General features: G+C 76.0%; 13 protein-coding genes. 6 read left to right on the plus strand and 7 right to left on the minus strand.

Annotated features, from left to right (window positions below):
* The first annotated feature begins 85 nt into the window (after positions 1–85).
* Positions 86–1,375, plus strand: coding sequence for a coiled-coil domain-containing protein (locus tag RVR_RS10020; protein WP_202233505.1), 1,290 nt, complete (start codon positions 86–88; stop codon positions 1,373–1,375).
* Positions 1,376–1,888: 513 nt separating this feature from the next.
* On the opposite strand, the gene RVR_RS10025 is transcribed toward RVR_RS10020, so the two are convergent.
* A complete protein-coding gene (locus RVR_RS10025; protein WP_202233506.1) occupies positions 1,889–2,110 on the minus strand; it encodes an FmdB family zinc ribbon protein in 222 nt (73 codons plus the stop codon).
* A 97-nt stretch (positions 2,111–2,207) separates the two neighbouring features.
* On the opposite strand from RVR_RS10025, the gene RVR_RS10030 reads away from it, so the two are divergent.
* Entirely contained in the window at positions 2,208–2,768 is a 561-nt protein-coding gene (locus RVR_RS10030) for an HD domain-containing protein (RefSeq protein WP_202233507.1), read from the plus strand.
* On the opposite strand, the gene RVR_RS10035 is transcribed toward RVR_RS10030, so the two are convergent.
* Positions 2,728–3,387: an O-methyltransferase gene (locus RVR_RS10035; RefSeq protein WP_202233508.1), complete on the minus strand. Its 660-nt coding sequence runs from the start codon at positions 3,385–3,387 to the stop codon at positions 2,728–2,730. The two genes, RVR_RS10030 and RVR_RS10035, sit on opposite strands and share 41 nt — an antisense overlap.
* A 97-nt stretch (positions 3,388–3,484) precedes the next feature.
* Here RVR_RS10035 and RVR_RS10040 point away from each other — a divergent pair, with 97 nt between their 5' ends.
* The 3 genes from RVR_RS10040 to RVR_RS10050 all read left to right on the plus strand — a co-directional run bounded on the left by RVR_RS10040 (position 3,485) and on the right by RVR_RS10050 (position 6,625).
* Positions 3,485–4,120 (plus strand): nucleoside/nucleotide kinase family protein, encoded by a 636-nt coding sequence (locus RVR_RS10040; protein ID WP_202233509.1) that lies wholly within the window; start codon positions 3,485–3,487, stop codon positions 4,118–4,120.
* 97 nt (positions 4,121–4,217) lie between these two features.
* A complete protein-coding gene (locus RVR_RS10045) occupies positions 4,218–4,940 on the plus strand; it encodes a GntR family transcriptional regulator (RefSeq protein ID WP_202233510.1) in 723 nt (240 codons plus the stop codon).
* Positions 4,941–5,266: 326 nt separating this feature from the next.
* Positions 5,267–6,625, plus strand: coding sequence for an MFS transporter (locus RVR_RS10050; protein ID WP_272933070.1), 1,359 nt, complete (start codon positions 5,267–5,269; stop codon positions 6,623–6,625).
* A gap of 24 nt (positions 6,626–6,649) precedes the next feature.
* On the opposite strand, the gene RVR_RS10055 is transcribed toward RVR_RS10050, so the two are convergent.
* Genes RVR_RS10055 through RVR_RS10065 form a run of 3 tightly spaced genes read right to left on the minus strand, consistent with a single transcriptional unit; the run spans position 6,650 to position 11,378 of the window.
* Positions 6,650–7,468 carry an HAD family hydrolase gene (locus RVR_RS10055; RefSeq protein WP_202233511.1) on the minus strand — a complete coding sequence of 273 codons (819 nt, stop codon included), beginning with the start codon at positions 7,466–7,468 and terminating at the stop codon, positions 6,650–6,652.
* An 11-nt stretch (positions 7,469–7,479) separates the two neighbouring features.
* Complete coding sequence (locus RVR_RS10060; RefSeq protein ID WP_202233512.1) at positions 7,480–10,164, minus strand: phosphoribosyltransferase; 2,685 nt, start codon at positions 10,162–10,164, stop codon at positions 7,480–7,482.
* Positions 10,165–10,205: 41 nt separating this feature from the next.
* A complete protein-coding gene (locus RVR_RS10065; RefSeq protein ID WP_202233513.1) occupies positions 10,206–11,378 on the minus strand; it encodes an HpcH/HpaI aldolase/citrate lyase family protein in 1,173 nt (390 codons plus the stop codon).
* 193 nt (positions 11,379–11,571) lie between these two features.
* On the opposite strand from RVR_RS10065, the gene RVR_RS10070 reads away from it, so the two are divergent.
* Complete coding sequence (locus tag RVR_RS10070; protein ID WP_202233514.1) at positions 11,572–12,501, plus strand: TerD family protein; 930 nt, start codon at positions 11,572–11,574, stop codon at positions 12,499–12,501.
* Between the two features lie 69 nt (positions 12,502–12,570).
* Here RVR_RS10070 and RVR_RS10075 read toward each other — a convergent pair whose 3' ends face one another.
* The gene (locus tag RVR_RS10075) at positions 12,571–14,103 is read right to left on the minus strand and encodes a type 1 periplasmic-binding domain-containing protein (RefSeq protein ID WP_202233515.1); all 1,533 of its coding nucleotides are present in this window, start codon (positions 14,101–14,103) and stop codon (positions 12,571–12,573) included.
* Positions 14,100–16,127, minus strand: coding sequence for a hypothetical protein (locus RVR_RS10080; protein ID WP_202233516.1), 2,028 nt, complete (start codon positions 16,125–16,127; stop codon positions 14,100–14,102). The genes RVR_RS10075 and RVR_RS10080 overlap by 4 nt, the downstream gene beginning before the upstream one ends.
* Positions 16,128–16,230: the final 103 nt, after the last annotated feature.

A 16,230-nucleotide genomic window follows, 5' to 3' on the forward strand; every position in this document is an offset into this window, starting at 1 on the left:
CGGCGGCGCGCGGTGGAGTACGGCGGCGTAGGGCGGCGGGGGCGCGGAGAAGGGGGCCGTGTGTTCGGGCCGGGCGGGTGGGAGGATGGGGCGGAACGACGGTGAGCAGCGGACGCGGGGAGAGAGAGTCACTGTGACGACGGCACGCTCGTGGTGGCGGCGCGGCGACGACCTGCGTGCGGAGGCCCAGGCGGCGAAGGACGCCGCGGCCCAGGCGTTCTACGACCTGGACACGGCCCAGCGGGACCTGGAGATCTCGATAGAGACGATCTCCGCGGTGGACGACACCCCGCAGGCCCGCCAAGCGCTCGACGGGTTCCGGGCCCTCGTGGAGAAGATCGACCGGGTCAGCGGCGCCTACATCGCGACGGTGGACGCGCACGACATCGACCGCGACGGCCTGGACCACGCGGCGGCCTCCCGCGCCGTGTCCGAGCTGACCCAGGCGAAGAACGAGCTGGTCAGCGCGAAGAAGGAGCTCGAACGGTACAAGGCGGGCCTGGCCCCGCTGCTCGGCAAGGCCGAGACGCAGCTCGCACAGCTCGCGCCCGCCCGTGAGCGGGCCAAGCAGTCGCTGCTCGCGGCGAGCCAGGCGCTGGACGCGGTGCGTGCGGCCGGGCTCAAGGCCGACGAGTTGGCGGCCCGGCTCGCCGCGCTCGGCCCGGAGCTGACCAAGCTCAACGAGGGCGCGGGCAAGCACGGGGTGCAGGAGACGGTCCGGCGCGCCGACCAGATGCGGCGCACCGCGGAGGCGGTCAGGGCGGAGGCCGAGCGGCTGCCCGAGCAGGCGAAGGAGATCGACAAGCGGCTGGTGTCGCTGCGCACCCGGGTGCAGGCGCTGGGCACCCGGGCGGAGGGCGTCGCGCCCGTGCTCAGCGAGCTGCGGCGGCGGTTCTCCACAGCCTGCTGGCAGGACCTCCAGCACGTGCCGGACCAGGCCGCGCAGGCGGTCCGGCTCGCCGAGCAGGCTCTCGCGGAGGCCCGCTCGGCACGGGCGGAGCAGCGCTGGAACGACGCCACGGCGCGGCTGGCGACCGTCCGCACGCAGATGGACGAGGTGGACGGGGCGGTGTCCGCCGCCGGGGAGCGGCTGCGCCGGCTCAACGAGGTGAGCAAGGACCCGAGCGGCGAGGTGGAGAAGACGCGGTTCGCGATCCGCGACGCGCAGCGGCTGGCGATGCAGGGGCGCAGTACGCCCGAGCCCCGGCACGCGCGGCCGCTCGACGAGGCGGTGGCGCGGCTCGACCGGGCCGTGGGGGCGTTGCAGGGACGGCACCCGGACTACTGGGCGTTCCTCACGGAGACGGCGGCGGTGCGGGAGACGGCGAACCGGGTGGTGTCCAACATCAGGGAGGACCGCGCGGCGGGGCGGTAGGGGTCGCCTTGCGGGTAGGGCGGCCGTCACGCCCCCGAAGGGGCGGCCCCCGGACACCCGCGACCACCTGCCGGTGGACGGCTGAGCGCGCCGTTCCCCGCGCCCCTGGGCACGCCCGGGTACACCCGGGGCACCCACGCCCCCGAAGGGGCGGCCCCCGGACACCCGCGGCCACCCGCCGGTGGACGGCTGAGCGCGCCGTTCCCCGCGCCCCTGGGGAACCTCGGGACTACCCGGGGCACCCACACGCCACCAAGGGGCACCTCGGGAACCCCCGCGACCACCCGCCGGTGCACGGCTGAGCGCGCCGTTCCCCGCGCCCCTGGGCACGCCCGGGTACACCCGGGGCGCTCACGCGCCCGAAGGGGCGGCCCCCAGAGCCCGCGACCACCCGCCGGTGGACGGCTGAGCGCGCCGTTCCCCGCGCCCCCGGGCACGCCCGGGGCACCCACGTCCCGCCGGTGGACGGCTGGGCGCGCCGTTCCCCCGCACCCGCGGGGAGGGCCGGGGACGTCAGCCGCAGCAGCCGCCGCCGCAGCAGCCGCCTCCGCCGCCGGAGGCAGGAGTGGGGGAGGAAGAGGACGGGGCCGAGGTGGCGACGGAGACCGTGGAGAGGAGCTTGACCGTGTCGGCGTGGCCGCGGGGGCAGGGCGCGGGGGCGTCGGACTGGGACATGGGGCGGCGCATCTCGAAGGTGAAGCCGCACGCCTTGCAGCGGTACTCGTAACGGGGCATGCCCTCAGGGTAGCCGGAGCCGCGGGAGCGATCGACGTTCATCCACAGGTAACCCGGGGGACGCCGACGGCCCGCGCGGGTGTGGCATCTTCCGGGCATGGACACCGCCCCGCTCGACGCGCTGGAAGCGCTGTTCGGGGGCGCCGGCGCCGAGCGGGGCGCCGGCGGGGACCCCACCCGGGCCGGGCACCTGCTGCGGGCCGCGGCCCTCGCCGAGGCCGACGGCGCCCGGCCCGCGCTGGTCGCCGCCGCGCTGCTGCACGGCATCGACGCCCTCGACCGCGGGGAGCGCGCCGACGACCGGCGGGACCGTACGGGCGCGGACCGGCTCGCCGCGTGGTTCGGGCCCGACGTCACGGAGCCGGTACGGCTGCACGCGGCGGCCGGGCGCTACCTGTGCCGCGCCGAACCCGGCTACGCCGACCGGCTCCCCGCACCGGCGCTGCGCGCCCTCGCGCTCCAGGGCGGCCCGATGACGGTCGCGGAGGCGCGGGCGTACGAATCCGAGCCGTACGCCCGGGACGCGGTGACGCTGCGCCGCTGGGACGAGCGGGCGAGGGACCCGGCCGCCCGGGTGCCGCCCTTCGCCCACTACCGCCCGCTGCTGGCCGCACTGCTCACAGCCTCCGGGCCAGCGTCGTGCCGTCCGCGACCGTGAGCAGCACGTCGTCCACCCGGTCGTCGGCCCGTACCCGGTCGTTGAACGCCCGGATCGCCGCCGCCCCGCCGCCCTTGCCGAGGTCGGTCACGTCGCCGTGGTACAGGGTGTTGTCGACCACGAGGAGGCCGCCGGACTTCATCCGCGGCACCAACTCCTCCCAGTAGTCGACGTACGAGCCCTTGTCGGCGTCGACGAACGCCAGGTCGATCCACGGGTCGCGCGGCAGCGCCCGCAGCGTCTCGATCGCGGGGGCGATCCGCAGGTCGACGCGGTCCGCGACCCCGGCGTCCGCCCAGGCGGCGCGCCCCAGCGCCGTCCACTCCTCCGAGACGTCGCAGGCGATCACCCGGCCGTCGGCCGGCAGCGCGGCGGCCATCGACAGCGTGGAGAAGCCGGTGAACGTGCCGACCTCCACGATCCGGCGGGCACCGGTGAGCCGGACCAGGAACGCCAGCAGGGGACCCTGCTCCTGGGCCGTCTGCAGCCCCGCGACCTCCGCGAACCGGCGGTGCGTGGCCTCCACCAGCGCGCGCTGCGCCGGGCTCAGCGGCGGGTTGTGCTCCAGCACGTACGCGTACAACTCCGGTGTGAGCAGGGGGTTCTTCGTCTCGTACAACGGTCTTCTCCACTCGACGCTGCGAAGCTCCGCCCCGGCCCGACCCGACCGGGTGCTGCCGGGTCCGGACGGGGCCGGCCTGACCTAGGCTGACCGGATGCTCGTCGATGACGTGGTCGCCATGGTGCCCAGCATTCCAGGTCGCAGGGTGCTGCTCGGGTTGGCGGGTCCGCCGGCCGCCGGGAAGTCGACGCTCGCGCGGCGGCTGGTCGACGGCGTCAACGACCGGCTCGGCGCGGAAACGGCGGCGTACGTGCCGCTGGACGGCTTCCACCTGTCCAACGCCCAGTTGGACCGGCTCGGGCTGCGCGGGCGCAAGGGCGCCCCGGAGACCTTCGACGTCGACGGCTACCTGCACCTGCTGCGCCGCCTGCGCGCCACACCCCGTGAACGGCCGGTCTACGCGCCCGCGTTCGACCGGCGGCTGGAGGAGCCGGTCGCCGCCGGGCTGGTGGTCCCCGTCGCCGCGCGGCTCGTCGTGACCGAGGGGAACTACCTGGCCGACGACCAGGCCGGCTGGTGCGAGGTCCGCGACCTGCTCGACGGCCTCTGGTACGTGGACACGCCCCGGACGCTGCGGGAGCGCAGGCTGCTGGACCGGCACGTGAGCGGCGGGCGCTCCCAGGAGGAGGCGGTCGCGTTCATCGGCGACAGCGAGCGGCCCAACGCCCGCCGGGCCGAGTCCGGCCGGGTCCACTGCTCCCGGGTCGTGGCCGCGGAGGGCGGCGCCTGACCCGGCGCCGAGCACCTCCACACCTCGTCATCCGGACACCCGGACACCCGGGAGAAAATCTCATGGTCCCTACATGTATCCATGCTAGGGTGCATGCATGGATAACCGCCTTCCCGGCGACGCCCTCGCCGCCGCCCCCGACAGCGGCTCCAGCGCCGCGGGCGGCCGGCCCCGGCCCGCCTCGGCGGCCGAGCGGGCGTACACCGACACCAAGGAGCGCATCCTCGCCGGCGACCTGCCCGGCGGCAGCCTGATCAGCGAGGTCGAGGTCGCCGACCGGATCGGCCTGAGCCGCACCCCGGTGCGGGCGGCCTTCCTGCGCCTGGAGGGCGAGGAGTTGCTGCGGCTGATCCCCAAGCGGGGCGCGGTCGTGGTACCGGTCCCGCCCCACGAAGCGGCCAACGTGCTGGAGGTGCGCGAGGCCCTGGAGTGCGCGGCGGTGCGCCGGCTGCTGGCGGCGGACGACGAACGGCTCGCCGGCGCGGTGGCGCTGCTCCGCGGCCGCCTCGACGCGCAGGCGGCGCCCGCCCGGGACCTGGACGTCGACGCGTTCACCCGCCTCGACCAGGCGTTCCACCTGGCGATCGTCGCCGCCTCCGGCAACACCCTCGCCGAACGCTTCTACGCCTCCCTCGGCGACCGGCAGCGGCGGATGGCCGTGCACGCGCTGCGGCCCCGCCCGGACCGGCTGAGCGTGCTCGCCCGGGAGCACGAGGCGCTGGTGCGCCACATCGCCGCCCGCGACGAGGCCGCCTTCGCCGCCGCGCTGCGCCGCCATCTCGACGGCACCCACCGCGCCCTCGACGGCGACCCCCGCTGACCGTGCGAGCCGCTCCGCCGCCGCCCCGCTGACCGCGCCACGCCCCCACCACGCCCACCCGCCACCGGCCGATCGCCCCCGCGCAAGCCCCCGCCACCGAACACCGACGCTCCGTGCCCACCCGCCACCCGCCACCCGCCACCGATCCTCCGCGCCCCCGTCGCGCGGCCTCGTACCCCGCCGACGGCGCCCCCGACGGCGCCCCCTGACCCGGGCAGCGGCGACCACCGCCGCTCGGGCCCGCCCGCCCACCCCACACCCCCGGCCGTAGAGCCCGCGGTGCCCGTCCCTCCCCCGGGTTCCGCGGCGCGGAAAGGACAACCCAGGTGACCGCCCCCGCCGCCGGCCCCGTCTCCCCCGACGCCGTCTCCCCCGGCCCCGTCTCCCCCGACGCCACCCTCGACACCTCCCCCGCCGTGTCCGCGGCCCGCCCCCTGGACGGCTCCGGGGGCGCCGGCCGGCCGGCCGGCTGGCGGCAGGCCGCCGCCGGGCTGGTCGCGTGCGGCTGGGGAGGCAACCAGTTCACCCCGCTGCTGCTGATGTACCGGCGTACCGACGGCTACTCGACGGTGACCGTCGACGCGCTGCTCGGCGCGTACGTCGTCGGCCTCATCCCCGGCCTGCTGATCGGCGGGCCGCTCTCCGACCGCCTGGGGCGCCGGCCGCTGATGATCGCCGGCACCGCGGTCTCACTGCTGGCCAGCGCGGTCCTCGCGGCCGGCTCGCTGGGGCTCGTCCCACTCGTCGCGGGGCGGCTGCTGACCGGCGCCGCCGTCGGGATCGCGATGGCCGTGGGGTCGAGCTGGGTGAAGGAGCTCTCGCAGGGACCCCACGACCCGGGCGCCGACCCCGGTGCCGGCGCCCGGCGCAGCTCGCTGGCGCTCACCGCGGGGTTCGGGATCGGCCCCGGCGTGGCGGGCGCGCTCGCCCAGTGGGGGCCGTGGCCCACCGCACTGCCCTACCTGGTGCACGTCGCCGTCGGGGCCGTCCTGCTCGCGGTCATGCTCCGGGCTCCCGAGACGCGGCAGCGGACGGGGGCGCCCGGCGGACTGCTGGCCGACCTGAAGGTCCCGGCCGCCGGGCACCGCCGCTTCCTGCGGGTCGTCCTGCCCCTGGCCCCCTGGGTGTTCGGGTCCGCGGGCATCGCGTACGCCGTGACGCCCCAGCTCGTGGACGCGCGGGTGGGGCACTGGGGTCTGGCGTACGCCACCGCGCTGACGGTACTGACGCTGGGCACGGGCGCCCTCGTGCAGCCCTTCGCCAAGCGGCTGGGCGCGCGCTCGACGGTACTGGCGATGTCGGCCGCCATGGTGCTGATGGCGCTGGGCATGGCCGTGTGCGCGCTGGACGCCGGGACCCGCTCACCGTGGCTGGCGCCGGTCGGCGCGCTGGTGCTGGGCGCGGGCTACGGCATCGCGATCGTCTCCGGGCTGGTGGAGATCCAGCGCATCGCCCGCCCCGACGACCTGGCCGGGCTCACCGGCGTGTACTACGCGGCCGCCTACGCGGGCTTCCTGCTGCCGACCGTGCTCGCGGCCGCCTCCTCGGTGGTCGGCTACCCCGCGATGCTCCTCGCGCTGGCGGTGCTCGCGGTCGGCTGCCTCGCGGTCATCCTCGCCAACTCCCGGACCGGCCCGGGCGAGCCGGCCGCGCCCGGGACTGCGCCGGTCCGGCGGGCGGGCTGAGCCGCGCCGCCGGACCGGGGGCCGTCACCGCTCCAGCCGCTCCAGCACACGGCGGACGATCTCCTCGCCCGCGGCCACCCCGGCGGTGGGCAGCGCGGTGACGTGCGGCGCGGTCCACCGGGCGTCGGCCAGCTCACCGTGGCCGGGCGTCCAGCCGGCGTCGGCGGCGAGCAGCAGGTCGGCGTCGAGCAGTGAGTCCCCGGCGGCGAGCACCTGCTCGGCGCCGGTGCGCCGGACCACCTCGGCGAGCGCCGCGGACTTGCTGAGCGGCCTGGGCACCGCGTAGACCTTGCGGCCCTGGAGCGAGACGGTCCAGCCGCGCGTGTCGGCCCAGCCGGCGAGTTCCTCGACCCAGCCGGCCGGCAGCCGTTCGCGCTCGACCACGAGGTAGGCGAACAGGTCCTCGGCGATCCGCTCCTTGCGCAGCCACTCCGGGTCCGCGGTGGCGGCCAGGTGCGCGCGCACCTCGGCGAGCGGCGCGCAGCCGTCGGCGAGCCTGCGCCGCATCTCGTCGTGCCAGTCGTGGTCGGTGCGCCCGTCGACCAGCAGGTGGCCGCCGTTCGCGCAGATCGCGTACCGCGGCACCCGCCCGGGCAGCCTGATCCGCCGGTACTGCTTGCGGGTGCGGGTGGTGGCGGGCACGAACCGCGCGGTGTCGGCGAGTTCGACCAGCAGCCGCCCGGCGGTCTCGGTGAGGTAGGACAGCGGCCTGGCCTCGTGGACCTCGACGCACAGCAGCCGGGGCGCGTGCTCGTCGGGCATGGTCAGGCCCAGCGCGGCGGCGGAGTAGACCAGGGTCCGGTCGAGGTCGCTGGCGACCACGGTGCGGTGGTGCGTCGGCATCGGCACGCGGCTCACTTCGCGGCCACCGCCTTGCCGTCGCCCCCGGTGGCGCCGCGGGTGTAGCGCGGGTGGATCAGGCCCACGCAGGTGTACGGCAGGCCGTCCACCTCCTCGACGGGCACGCCGCGCTGGGCGGCGAGCAGGCGTACGTGGTCCAGGTCGGCGCCCGCGCCGCGCTGGGCGAGGATCTTCCACGGCACCCGGCGCAGCAGCACCCGGGTGGTCTCGCCGACGCCGGGCTTGACCAGGTTGACGTCGCCGATGCCGTACTCCTCGCTGATCCGCTCGACGGCGGCCCAGCCGGCCCACGTCGGGCGGCGGTCCCGCGCGCGCAGCGCCTTGACGTCCTCGGCGACACCGCCGGCGACCGCGTCGAAGGCGGCGGCGACGGTGTCGAGGAAGAGCCCGGAGACGTCGGCGCCGAGCAGTTCGCGGTAGAACTTCGCGCCGTGGAAGTCGTCCGGGCCGATCAGCCCGTCCCGCAGCACCGTGCGGGAGACGAGGCCGGAGACGGTGGAGTTGAGGCAGGCGGAGGGGATGAGGAAGTCGTCGCGGGTGCCGTAGGTGCGCACGCAGCCGCCGGGGTCGGCGAGGACCGCGATCTCCGGGTCGAAGCCCCGGCCGGCGCCGCGACCGGAGGCGGCGGCGAAGTCGGCCACCGCGGCGGCGAGTTCGCGGGTGATCGCGCCCTTCCCGGTCCAGCCGTCGACGAACACCGCGTCGGCCGGGTCGTGGTGGGCGGCCAGCCAGCGCAGCGCGTTGGCGTCGATGCCGCGGCCGCGGACGATGGAGACCGCGTAGTGCGGCAGCCTCAGCCCGTGCGCGTGCTGGGCCCAGCGGCGCATCAGCACGCCGACGGGGGTGCCGGCGCGGGCCAGCGAGACCAGTACGGCGTCCGGGCCGCGCTCGGCGAGCACGAGTTCGGTGACGGTGCCGACCGCGCGGGCGATCCGCGCCGCCGAGGAGTCCAGCGCGGCGCGGAACAGCTCCTGGTACTCCGCGCTGGGCTGGTACTCCACCGGCAGCGACTCGGCGTAGTGCGCGCCGCCGCTCTGGATGGCCTCCTCGCGCTCCTCGACGGGCGCCTCCAGCTCCACGCCGGAGAGGTCCTTGAGCAGCCAGCCCACCTCCTCGGGCGCGTAGGAGGAGAACTCCGGCCCGCGCAGCGGCTCGGCGAGCCCGCCGGTCCCGCCGGCGGCCGGCGCGGTCGATCCGTGGGTGCCGCTGCCGGACGCGGTGCCGGTGCCGCTTCCGGGGTCGGTGCCGGGAGCGGCGGTCCGGTCGGTCGAACCTGCCTCGTCGGTCGTGCTGTTCATCGGTTGCGGGGTTCCGTTCGGTCGGTAGGACGGCACCACCGCGAGCAGTACCGAGTCGGTGGCGGCGGAGAGCCGGTCCAGCAGGCCGCCGGGCGCGTGCAGGGCAGCGGTGTCCCCGACGGAGTCCACCACGCAGACCACCGCGTCGAACCCGCGCACGTTGTACGCGTACCGGTCCGGGCTGCCGCCGTCCGTCGGGTCGTCGTGGGCGGGGAAGGCGATCCGGTGGCGTATGGCGTACCCCGGGTCGTCGACGGCCAGTACCGGGGAGCGGGTGGTGGTGGAGTAGCGGACGGCGGCCGGGGCGCGGCCGGGTGGCGCGGCGCCCGCCCGCGCCTCCAGCGCGCTCTGAAGCGCCCCGGCCAGCCGCAGCGGCGCGTACATCAGCTCCTCGTTGCCCAGGACCAGGACGCGGCCGGCGGCCGGCGGCAGCGCGTCGGCGAGCCGTTCGCCCATCGCGGGCAGCGCCTGCGCCAGCCGAGCGGCGTGGTCGGCCCGGAAGCCGTGCCGCCCGCCGTCGGGCAGGTCCGCGGGCCAGTCCAGCGGCACCCGGCGCACCCGGCCGGAGACCTCGGCGGAGCCGCCGGACCCCGTGGACACCGCGGACCCGGCGGGCGCGACGGACCCCGTGGCCACCGCGGACCCCGCGGACGCGACGGGCTCCCTGTCCGCCGCGCTGTGGGCCGCGACCAGGGCCTGCCCCTTGCCGAGCACCCCCTCGGGCAGGCCGACCGTCCCGGTGGCGTGGGCCACCACGTCGACGCGGGCGGGCAGTCCGGCGGCGAAGGCGGTCAGCGCGTCGCGGTCGGCGGCCGGGCGCATGTCGGTGAGGGCCACCACGACGTAGTGCTCGCGCGGGTGCAGGGCGTGCAGGGCCGCGATGGTGTTGCGGATGGTGCGGCCGGTGGAGAACTCGTCGTCGACCAGTACGAGCGGGCCGGGGCGGGCCAGCAGGTCGGCCTCCTCGGGCAGCAGCAGGTGGGAGGTGGCGTGGCTGTGCTCCTCTTCGAACCCGCCGTGCGGGGTCGTGCCGGGCACCGCGCGGCGGGTGGAGTGCAGGTAGGGCGCGAAGCCGATGCCGTCGGCGACCGCGTGGCCCAGCCCGGTGGCGGTCTCGGCGTACCCGAGCACGACCGCGCGCGCCGCCTCGACGTCCCCCAGCAGCTCCCGCACCCGCGCGCCGAGCGCGAGGGCGAGGCCGTAGACGGTGCGGGGGTCCTGCGGGACGTGCTTGCCGAGCACGTTCGAGACGAGCAGGTGGGCCCGCTTGGGGTTGCGCCGCAACGCCAGGCCGACCAGGTCGGTCAGGCGGTCGCCGTGCAGGGTGACGCCGAGGCGGTCGGCGACCCACTGCCCGGTCCAGGGCGCGTTCGTTGGCATCAGGCGGATGTCCTTTGCGTGCGGGAAAGGCAGGGCGCCGGTCACGAGGACGGCAGGATCGCGGCGAGCAGTTCCACGAAGCTGATGTCCTCGCGGGCGACGCCGAAGACCTCGGCGCGGTGCAGGGTGCGCTCGGCCCAGGCGCGGTGCGGCTTCACCTCGTTCATCTTGTTGGTGTAGGCGGAGCGGAGCACCCCGCCGCCGCTGCGGTCCTCGTGCAGGATGTCGGCGGCGTCGCAGAACTCCTCGTGGGTGACCACGCTCAGCGCGTTCACCACCGGCACGTGGCTGGGGTGGATGCAGGTCTTGCCGAGCAGGCCGTTGGCGCGGTCGAGCTCGATCTCGCGCAGCAGGCCGTCCATGTCCTGCTGGATGAGCGCGTCGCGCAGGTCCTCCGCCTCCGGGGTGAACGGGCTGCGGCGCAGTTGCGGCTTGAACATCCGCTCGTGGTGCCGGAAGTACTCCCACACCGGGCCGGTGACCACGAACCCGCTGCCGTCGGCGCGGCCGAGCACGTTGACCACGTCGGCGATGACCGAGGCGACGATCTGCACGTCGTAGGCGGTCATCGCGGGCGCCCGGCGCAGGCCGTAGGAGGAGCAGAAGTCGGTGACGCCCAGCCGCAGCGCGAGCACCCGGTCGCGGTACTTGTCGACGGTGCGGGATATCCCGTACAGCGTCTCCACCCGGCTCTCCAGGTGCATCAGCTCCGGGGACTCCAGGACCGGCATCGCGAACAGCCGCCGCCCCGACGCCGCCTCGGCGGTGCCGAGCGCTTCGAGGAAGGGCACGCCGCTCTCCTCGGTGAACTTCGGCAGTACGAATCCGGACAGCAGCCGTACGGAGTCGCCCAGCCGCCGCACCAGGTCGGTGATCTGCGCCGGGGTGCGGACCCGGATGAACAGCAGCGGCAGCGCCCGCCCGGCGCCCGGGCGGGCGGCGAGGTCGGCGAACTGCAGGACCAGGTTGGCCTCGCCGGCCTCCACGTCGCGGTCGTCGATGGAGTCCTCCAGGCACAGCACCATGGAGACCACGCCGCGGGCGGCCTGCTTGAGCACGTCGTCGGCGAGGTGCGGCCGGGTCGCCGGACTGTAGAGCGTGGCGCCGAGGGCGGTCGCCAGGACGCGCGCGGGAGAGTCCGCCGCGAACTCCTGGGGTTCCCGGTGGAAGAGTTCACTTCTGAGGTCCGACGCAAGGTGCCCGAAGTGTCGCATACGCCCCCCTTTCACAGTCACAGCCGCGAGAACAGGCGTCAATCGCGTGGCCGATTATCGTACGTGTGCCCCCCGCGCAAAGGTTCCCACCGCGCGTGACAAACAGGTAACCGGCTCCGGTCGCCGAGGTGTCCGCCGCCGTGCGCCCACGCGGCGTTGTGGGGCGCCCCGCCGGACGGGCAGGATGGCGGTCATGACGCACGTGATGGTGAAGGGCTCGAACATCCCGCTGGACGCCTCGGGCATCCGGGCGGTGCTCCGCTGGAGCCCGGCGCCGGCCGCTCCGGACGTCGATGCCTCCGTGCTGCTGCTCGGCCCCGACGGCCGGGTGCGCTCGGACGCCGACTTCGTCTTCTACAACGCCCCGCGGCACCCGTCGGGGCTGGCCCGGCACCTGCCGAAGCAGCGCGTCGCGGAGGGCCTGACCGACACCGTGGAGATCGACCTGGCCGCGCTCGACCCGGGCGTGGACCGGGTGGTGGTGGCCGCGTCCTGCGACGGCGGGCCGTTCCGGATGGTCCCCGACCTCGTGCTCGCGCTCTACGACGCGGCCGGCCCGCAGCACGCCGCGCCGCTGGTCACCTTCGACGTGGTGCCCGACACCGGCCAGGAGACCGCGCTGATCTGCGGCGAGCTGTACCGCAAGGGCACCGGCTGGAAGTTCCGCGCGCTCGGCCAGGGGTACGCCACCGGCCTGGTCGGCCTCGCCACGGAGTACGGCATCGCGGTCGACGACAGCGAGCCCGACCCCGCCGGGCCGCCCGAGGGCGCGACCGCGGCCGCGGGTCCCACGGCGGCGATGCCCGTCCAGGGCCCCACCGGCGGCTACACGGCGGCCGCGGGACCGACCGTGGCCGCCCCGGAGCCCTCCGGCGCCTACGGCTACCCGCTGGCCGCCCCCTACCCCTCCCACGTGCCGGCGCAGCCCGCCTACGGCTACCCGCAGCCGGTGTCCGCCGTCCCGCCCCCGCCGCAGCAGCAGCCGGTGGTCCACCAGCAGCCCCAGGGGTCCTACCCCGCCTACGGCTACCCCCAGCCGGTGGCCGCCCCGCCGACCGCGCCCCCCTCGCCCGACGCCCGCTTCGCCCTGCCCCCGCAGGGCCCCCAGTTCCAGAACGCCTAGGGACAGCCCGCAGGCGGCGGGTCGGCGCGGCGGGGCACGGTTCAGGCGGGCGGGCGCGGCGGGGCGCGTTCAGGGGGTGATGACCTGCCGGAAGACGTAGCGCCCGTCGGGCTCCAGCAGCACCAGCGCGATCGGCTTGTCCTGCGGGTTGCCGTCGGGGCCCAGCCGGATCGGCCCGCTCACCCCCGTGACGTCGTTACCGCCGACCAGGCCGTTGAGCGTGCTGCCCGCGGTCACCGGCACCGTGCCGGCCGGGCCGGCCGCCTCCCGGATCGCCTCGCCGAGCGTCCACACCGCGTCGTGGCCCAGTATCACCTGCCCGTCCTGCAGTTCCGTGTCCCCGCTGCCGCCGAACTGCTGGTGGTAGAGGTCCCGGAAGGCGGGGTAGGGGTCCTTGGCCGCGGAGTAGACCTCGCCGGGCAGCGCGGGGTGGCCGAGCGCGGTGTAGAGCACCGTCACCCGGCTGGTCCGCCAGTCCTGCGCGTACGTCCGGCGCGTCGCGTCGGACGCCGAGCCGTCGTAGTAGACGCCGACCGCGTCGTCCCCGGTGAGCACGGTGACCGGGCACCTGCGGTCGGGCGCGGACATCGCGACGACGAAGTCCCTGAGGTTGGCGCCGCGCCCGGCGAAGTAGACCGCGTCGGGGGCCTTGTCGCACACCTTGTCCGCGACGGAGGACATGGCGTTGCCGACACCGTCGATGCCCGAGACGTACTCCAGGTCGCCGCCGGTCAGCGCCAGCTTCGACGCCGCGCTGTCCCGGGCGAAGTCGCTGTAGAGCGAGGTGTTGTAGATGTCCTGCTGGTTGCGGTCGCGCACCACCATCACCCGGTAGCCCGCGGTCCGCTCCTGCTGCCGCCTGAGGTACTTCACCGCGGCGCTCACCTGGGCGGAGTTCGGCGAGGAGACGCTGAAGAACCCGACGTTCCTCGGGTCGGTGAGGCCGTCGGCGGTGACGGTGGCGCCCATCATCGGCACCTTCGCGGCCCGCAGCGTGCGGACCAGGTCCAGCGTCCCGTCCCGGCTCTGGCCGAACCCGGCGACCCCGACGAGCGGGTGGTCCCCCGGCTCCGACATCCCGATCAGCACCTTCGACAACTTCTGCCACTGCTCGGAGCGCAGGCCCGAGTTGGCGACCAGCAGCCTGATCTGCGGCATGTCCCCGTGGCCGCCGAGCTGCACGTCGTTGAGCTGCTGCTGGGCGAGGTAGGCGCCCTCCAGCTCCTTGCGGATGCCGTACTTGACCGACTCCTGGTCCTGCTCCTCGGTGATCGGCTCGACGTAGGCGACGTCCACCCACGGCTTGCCGGACTTCTCCACCTGCCGGTTCGCCGCCCTGATCCGGCCCATGACCGGCCCGAGCGACTTCTCGAAGACGTACGACCCGTCGCTGACGCCGATGCACTCGCCGCCGACCTCGGTGCCGCGGGTGGCGCAGTCGTCGTCGTGCAGGACGGTCACCACGACGGTCACCGCGGCGGCGACCACCAGGGCCACGGCCCCGGCGATCGCGACGCGCGGCCACCTGCGGGGCGGGGGCGGCGGGACCTCGATCCGCGGGACCGAGTCGTCCGGATCCTGTTGCGGCACTGCGCCGGTCACCACGGCTTCCCCCTGGACAGCTCGTCGTACTCCCTGGCCCTGGCGGCGAACACCGCCCGGGCCGCCCCGCCGATGCCCCGCACGTCGTGCAGGTTGCGGAACTCGTGGGCGATGTCGTCGTACAGCTCGGCGTACGGATCGCCGAACGGGTCCTCGTACCACCGCGCGTACGGGTCCGTGCCGGGGTGCGCGGTGATCCAGCCGGCCGCCAGCAGCCGCACGATGGCCCGGCGGGCCCCGTCGCCGGGAGGGTCGCCGACCAGCCGTTCGTAGCGCTCCTGCGCGGGCTCCGGCCCTCCCGCGGGCCGGCGGGCGGGGGCGCGTTGGAGGTAGGACAGGTCCCGGCACCACGTCTCGACCGGCGAAGCGGGGGGAAGGCGCCCGCGCAGGTAGTCCGCGGCGGCGGCCAGGTCCCCCCGGGCGAGGTCGTGGTAGGCGACCACCCGCCCGGCGTCCTCGCCCGCGGCCCCCTCGTCGTCCAGCGCGGCGGCGGCCAGCGCGGCGTGGGCGCCGTCCCAGGAGGCGGCCTGCTGCGCGTGGGTGTCCGCGTCGAGCCGGCGCAGCAGCAGGTAGCGCGCGGCCGGGTGGAAGGCGACCTCGCCGCCGGTCGCGAACGCCCGCTGCTGCACGCCCGACACGCCCTGCCACAGCCCCGGCGCGGCCCCGGCCTGCACATGGGAGGCCGCCGCGGCCGCCCGCGGCAGCACCCGGCGCAGACCGGTGTCGCAGTCCGCGAGCAGCACGTCGAGGACGGCCTCCGCCACGGTCGGCGGGGCGCCGTCGTCGTCCCGGCCGGGCGCGGGCCGGGCGGGGATCTCCGGCCAGCGCTCCAACCGCTCCTCCCAGGGCGTGGCCGCCGGGAACCGGGCCAGCGCGTCGAGCAGGGCCCCGGTGGCCGCGGGCTGCCCGCGGGTCGCGGTGTACACGTTCCAGCCCAGCCACGCCGACGCGCGCGCCACGGACGGCTGGTCCTCGTCCGGCAGCGCCCGGATCAGCCGCTTCGCGTGCGCCTCCACCTCGCCGGCGTCCAGGTCCCGCAGCCGTCCGACGTGCAGCCGGCCGGCCGGGACCGGGGCGAAGGCGCCGCCGGTCCAGCCCGCCGTGTCGCCGGACGCCGGGACGGGCCCGCCGCCCGCCCCGATCAGCTCGCCCGGCGGCCGGCGGGCGGCCGCGACCACCAGCAGGGGGTCGAGGCCGGCGCCGGGCCCGTCCCGCGCGCCGAGGACCAGTTCCAGCAGCGCGTCCCCGAGTTCGGTGTCCACGTTGTCGAGGGTGACCAGGCAGGCGGACGTGCGCCGGTCGTGGTTGTGGCGGTGGGTGTACGCGGCGACCAGGTCCGCCCGGAAGGCGGCGTAGAGCATCCGCTCGACCCGCCGCCGCTGGACCGGGTTGCCGTGGAAGAGCCGGTTGGCGCCGACCAGGAAGCCCGCGCCCGCCCGCGGGGCGCCCACGGCCGCCGCGGCACGGTCGATCCGCTTGTTCAACCGTACCCGGGCCCGCAGCCGTTGGGCCGCCCGGATGCCGGGGAGGATCTGGGCGATCCAGCCGACCGGCAGTCCGCCGATCGCCGTGGCGACGCCCTCGATGAAGGGCTCCAGCGACTCCAGGTCGTACCCCTGCCTGGTCGCGCTGGCCAGGACGCCGCCCATCTCGCGGATCGCGCGGTCCCGGTCCTCCGTGGTGACGGCCGCGCGCAGCGCCATCAGCAGCAGGGTGAACGAGGGGAAGTGCAGCGGGCGGAAGCCCTCCTTGCCCTCCTGCAACTGGAAGGCCAGTTCCACCAGCGCGTCGAAGACGGTCGCACCGCTGCGCCGCATCGCCTCCAGGTCCAGGCCGGCGAACGGGTGCGCGCGGGCCCACTCCTCCACCACGGCCAGCGTCGTGGTCTTGCCGCTGCCCCGGGGCCCCAGCAGCAGCACCGCCGGCAGCGGGACGAGCACGCCCGGCCGGTCGAGGACCAGGTGCGTGCCGAGGTAGGTGAGGATGCGCCGGTCGCGCGCGGACCGGCCGGGCCATTCGGGCAAAGCAACCCCCCGTGCGCCGCGCAATGCCTCCAGTGGCACACCAGAATGCCCCAATCCCGTTACACCGCAAGCGAATTGGGGCAACCGGCGGGATTGGCACATG

Source organism: Streptomyces sp. SN-593, from assembly GCF_016756395.1.
GTDB classification, from domain to species: Bacteria; Actinomycetota; Actinomycetes; order Streptomycetales; family Streptomycetaceae; genus Actinacidiphila; species Actinacidiphila reveromycinica.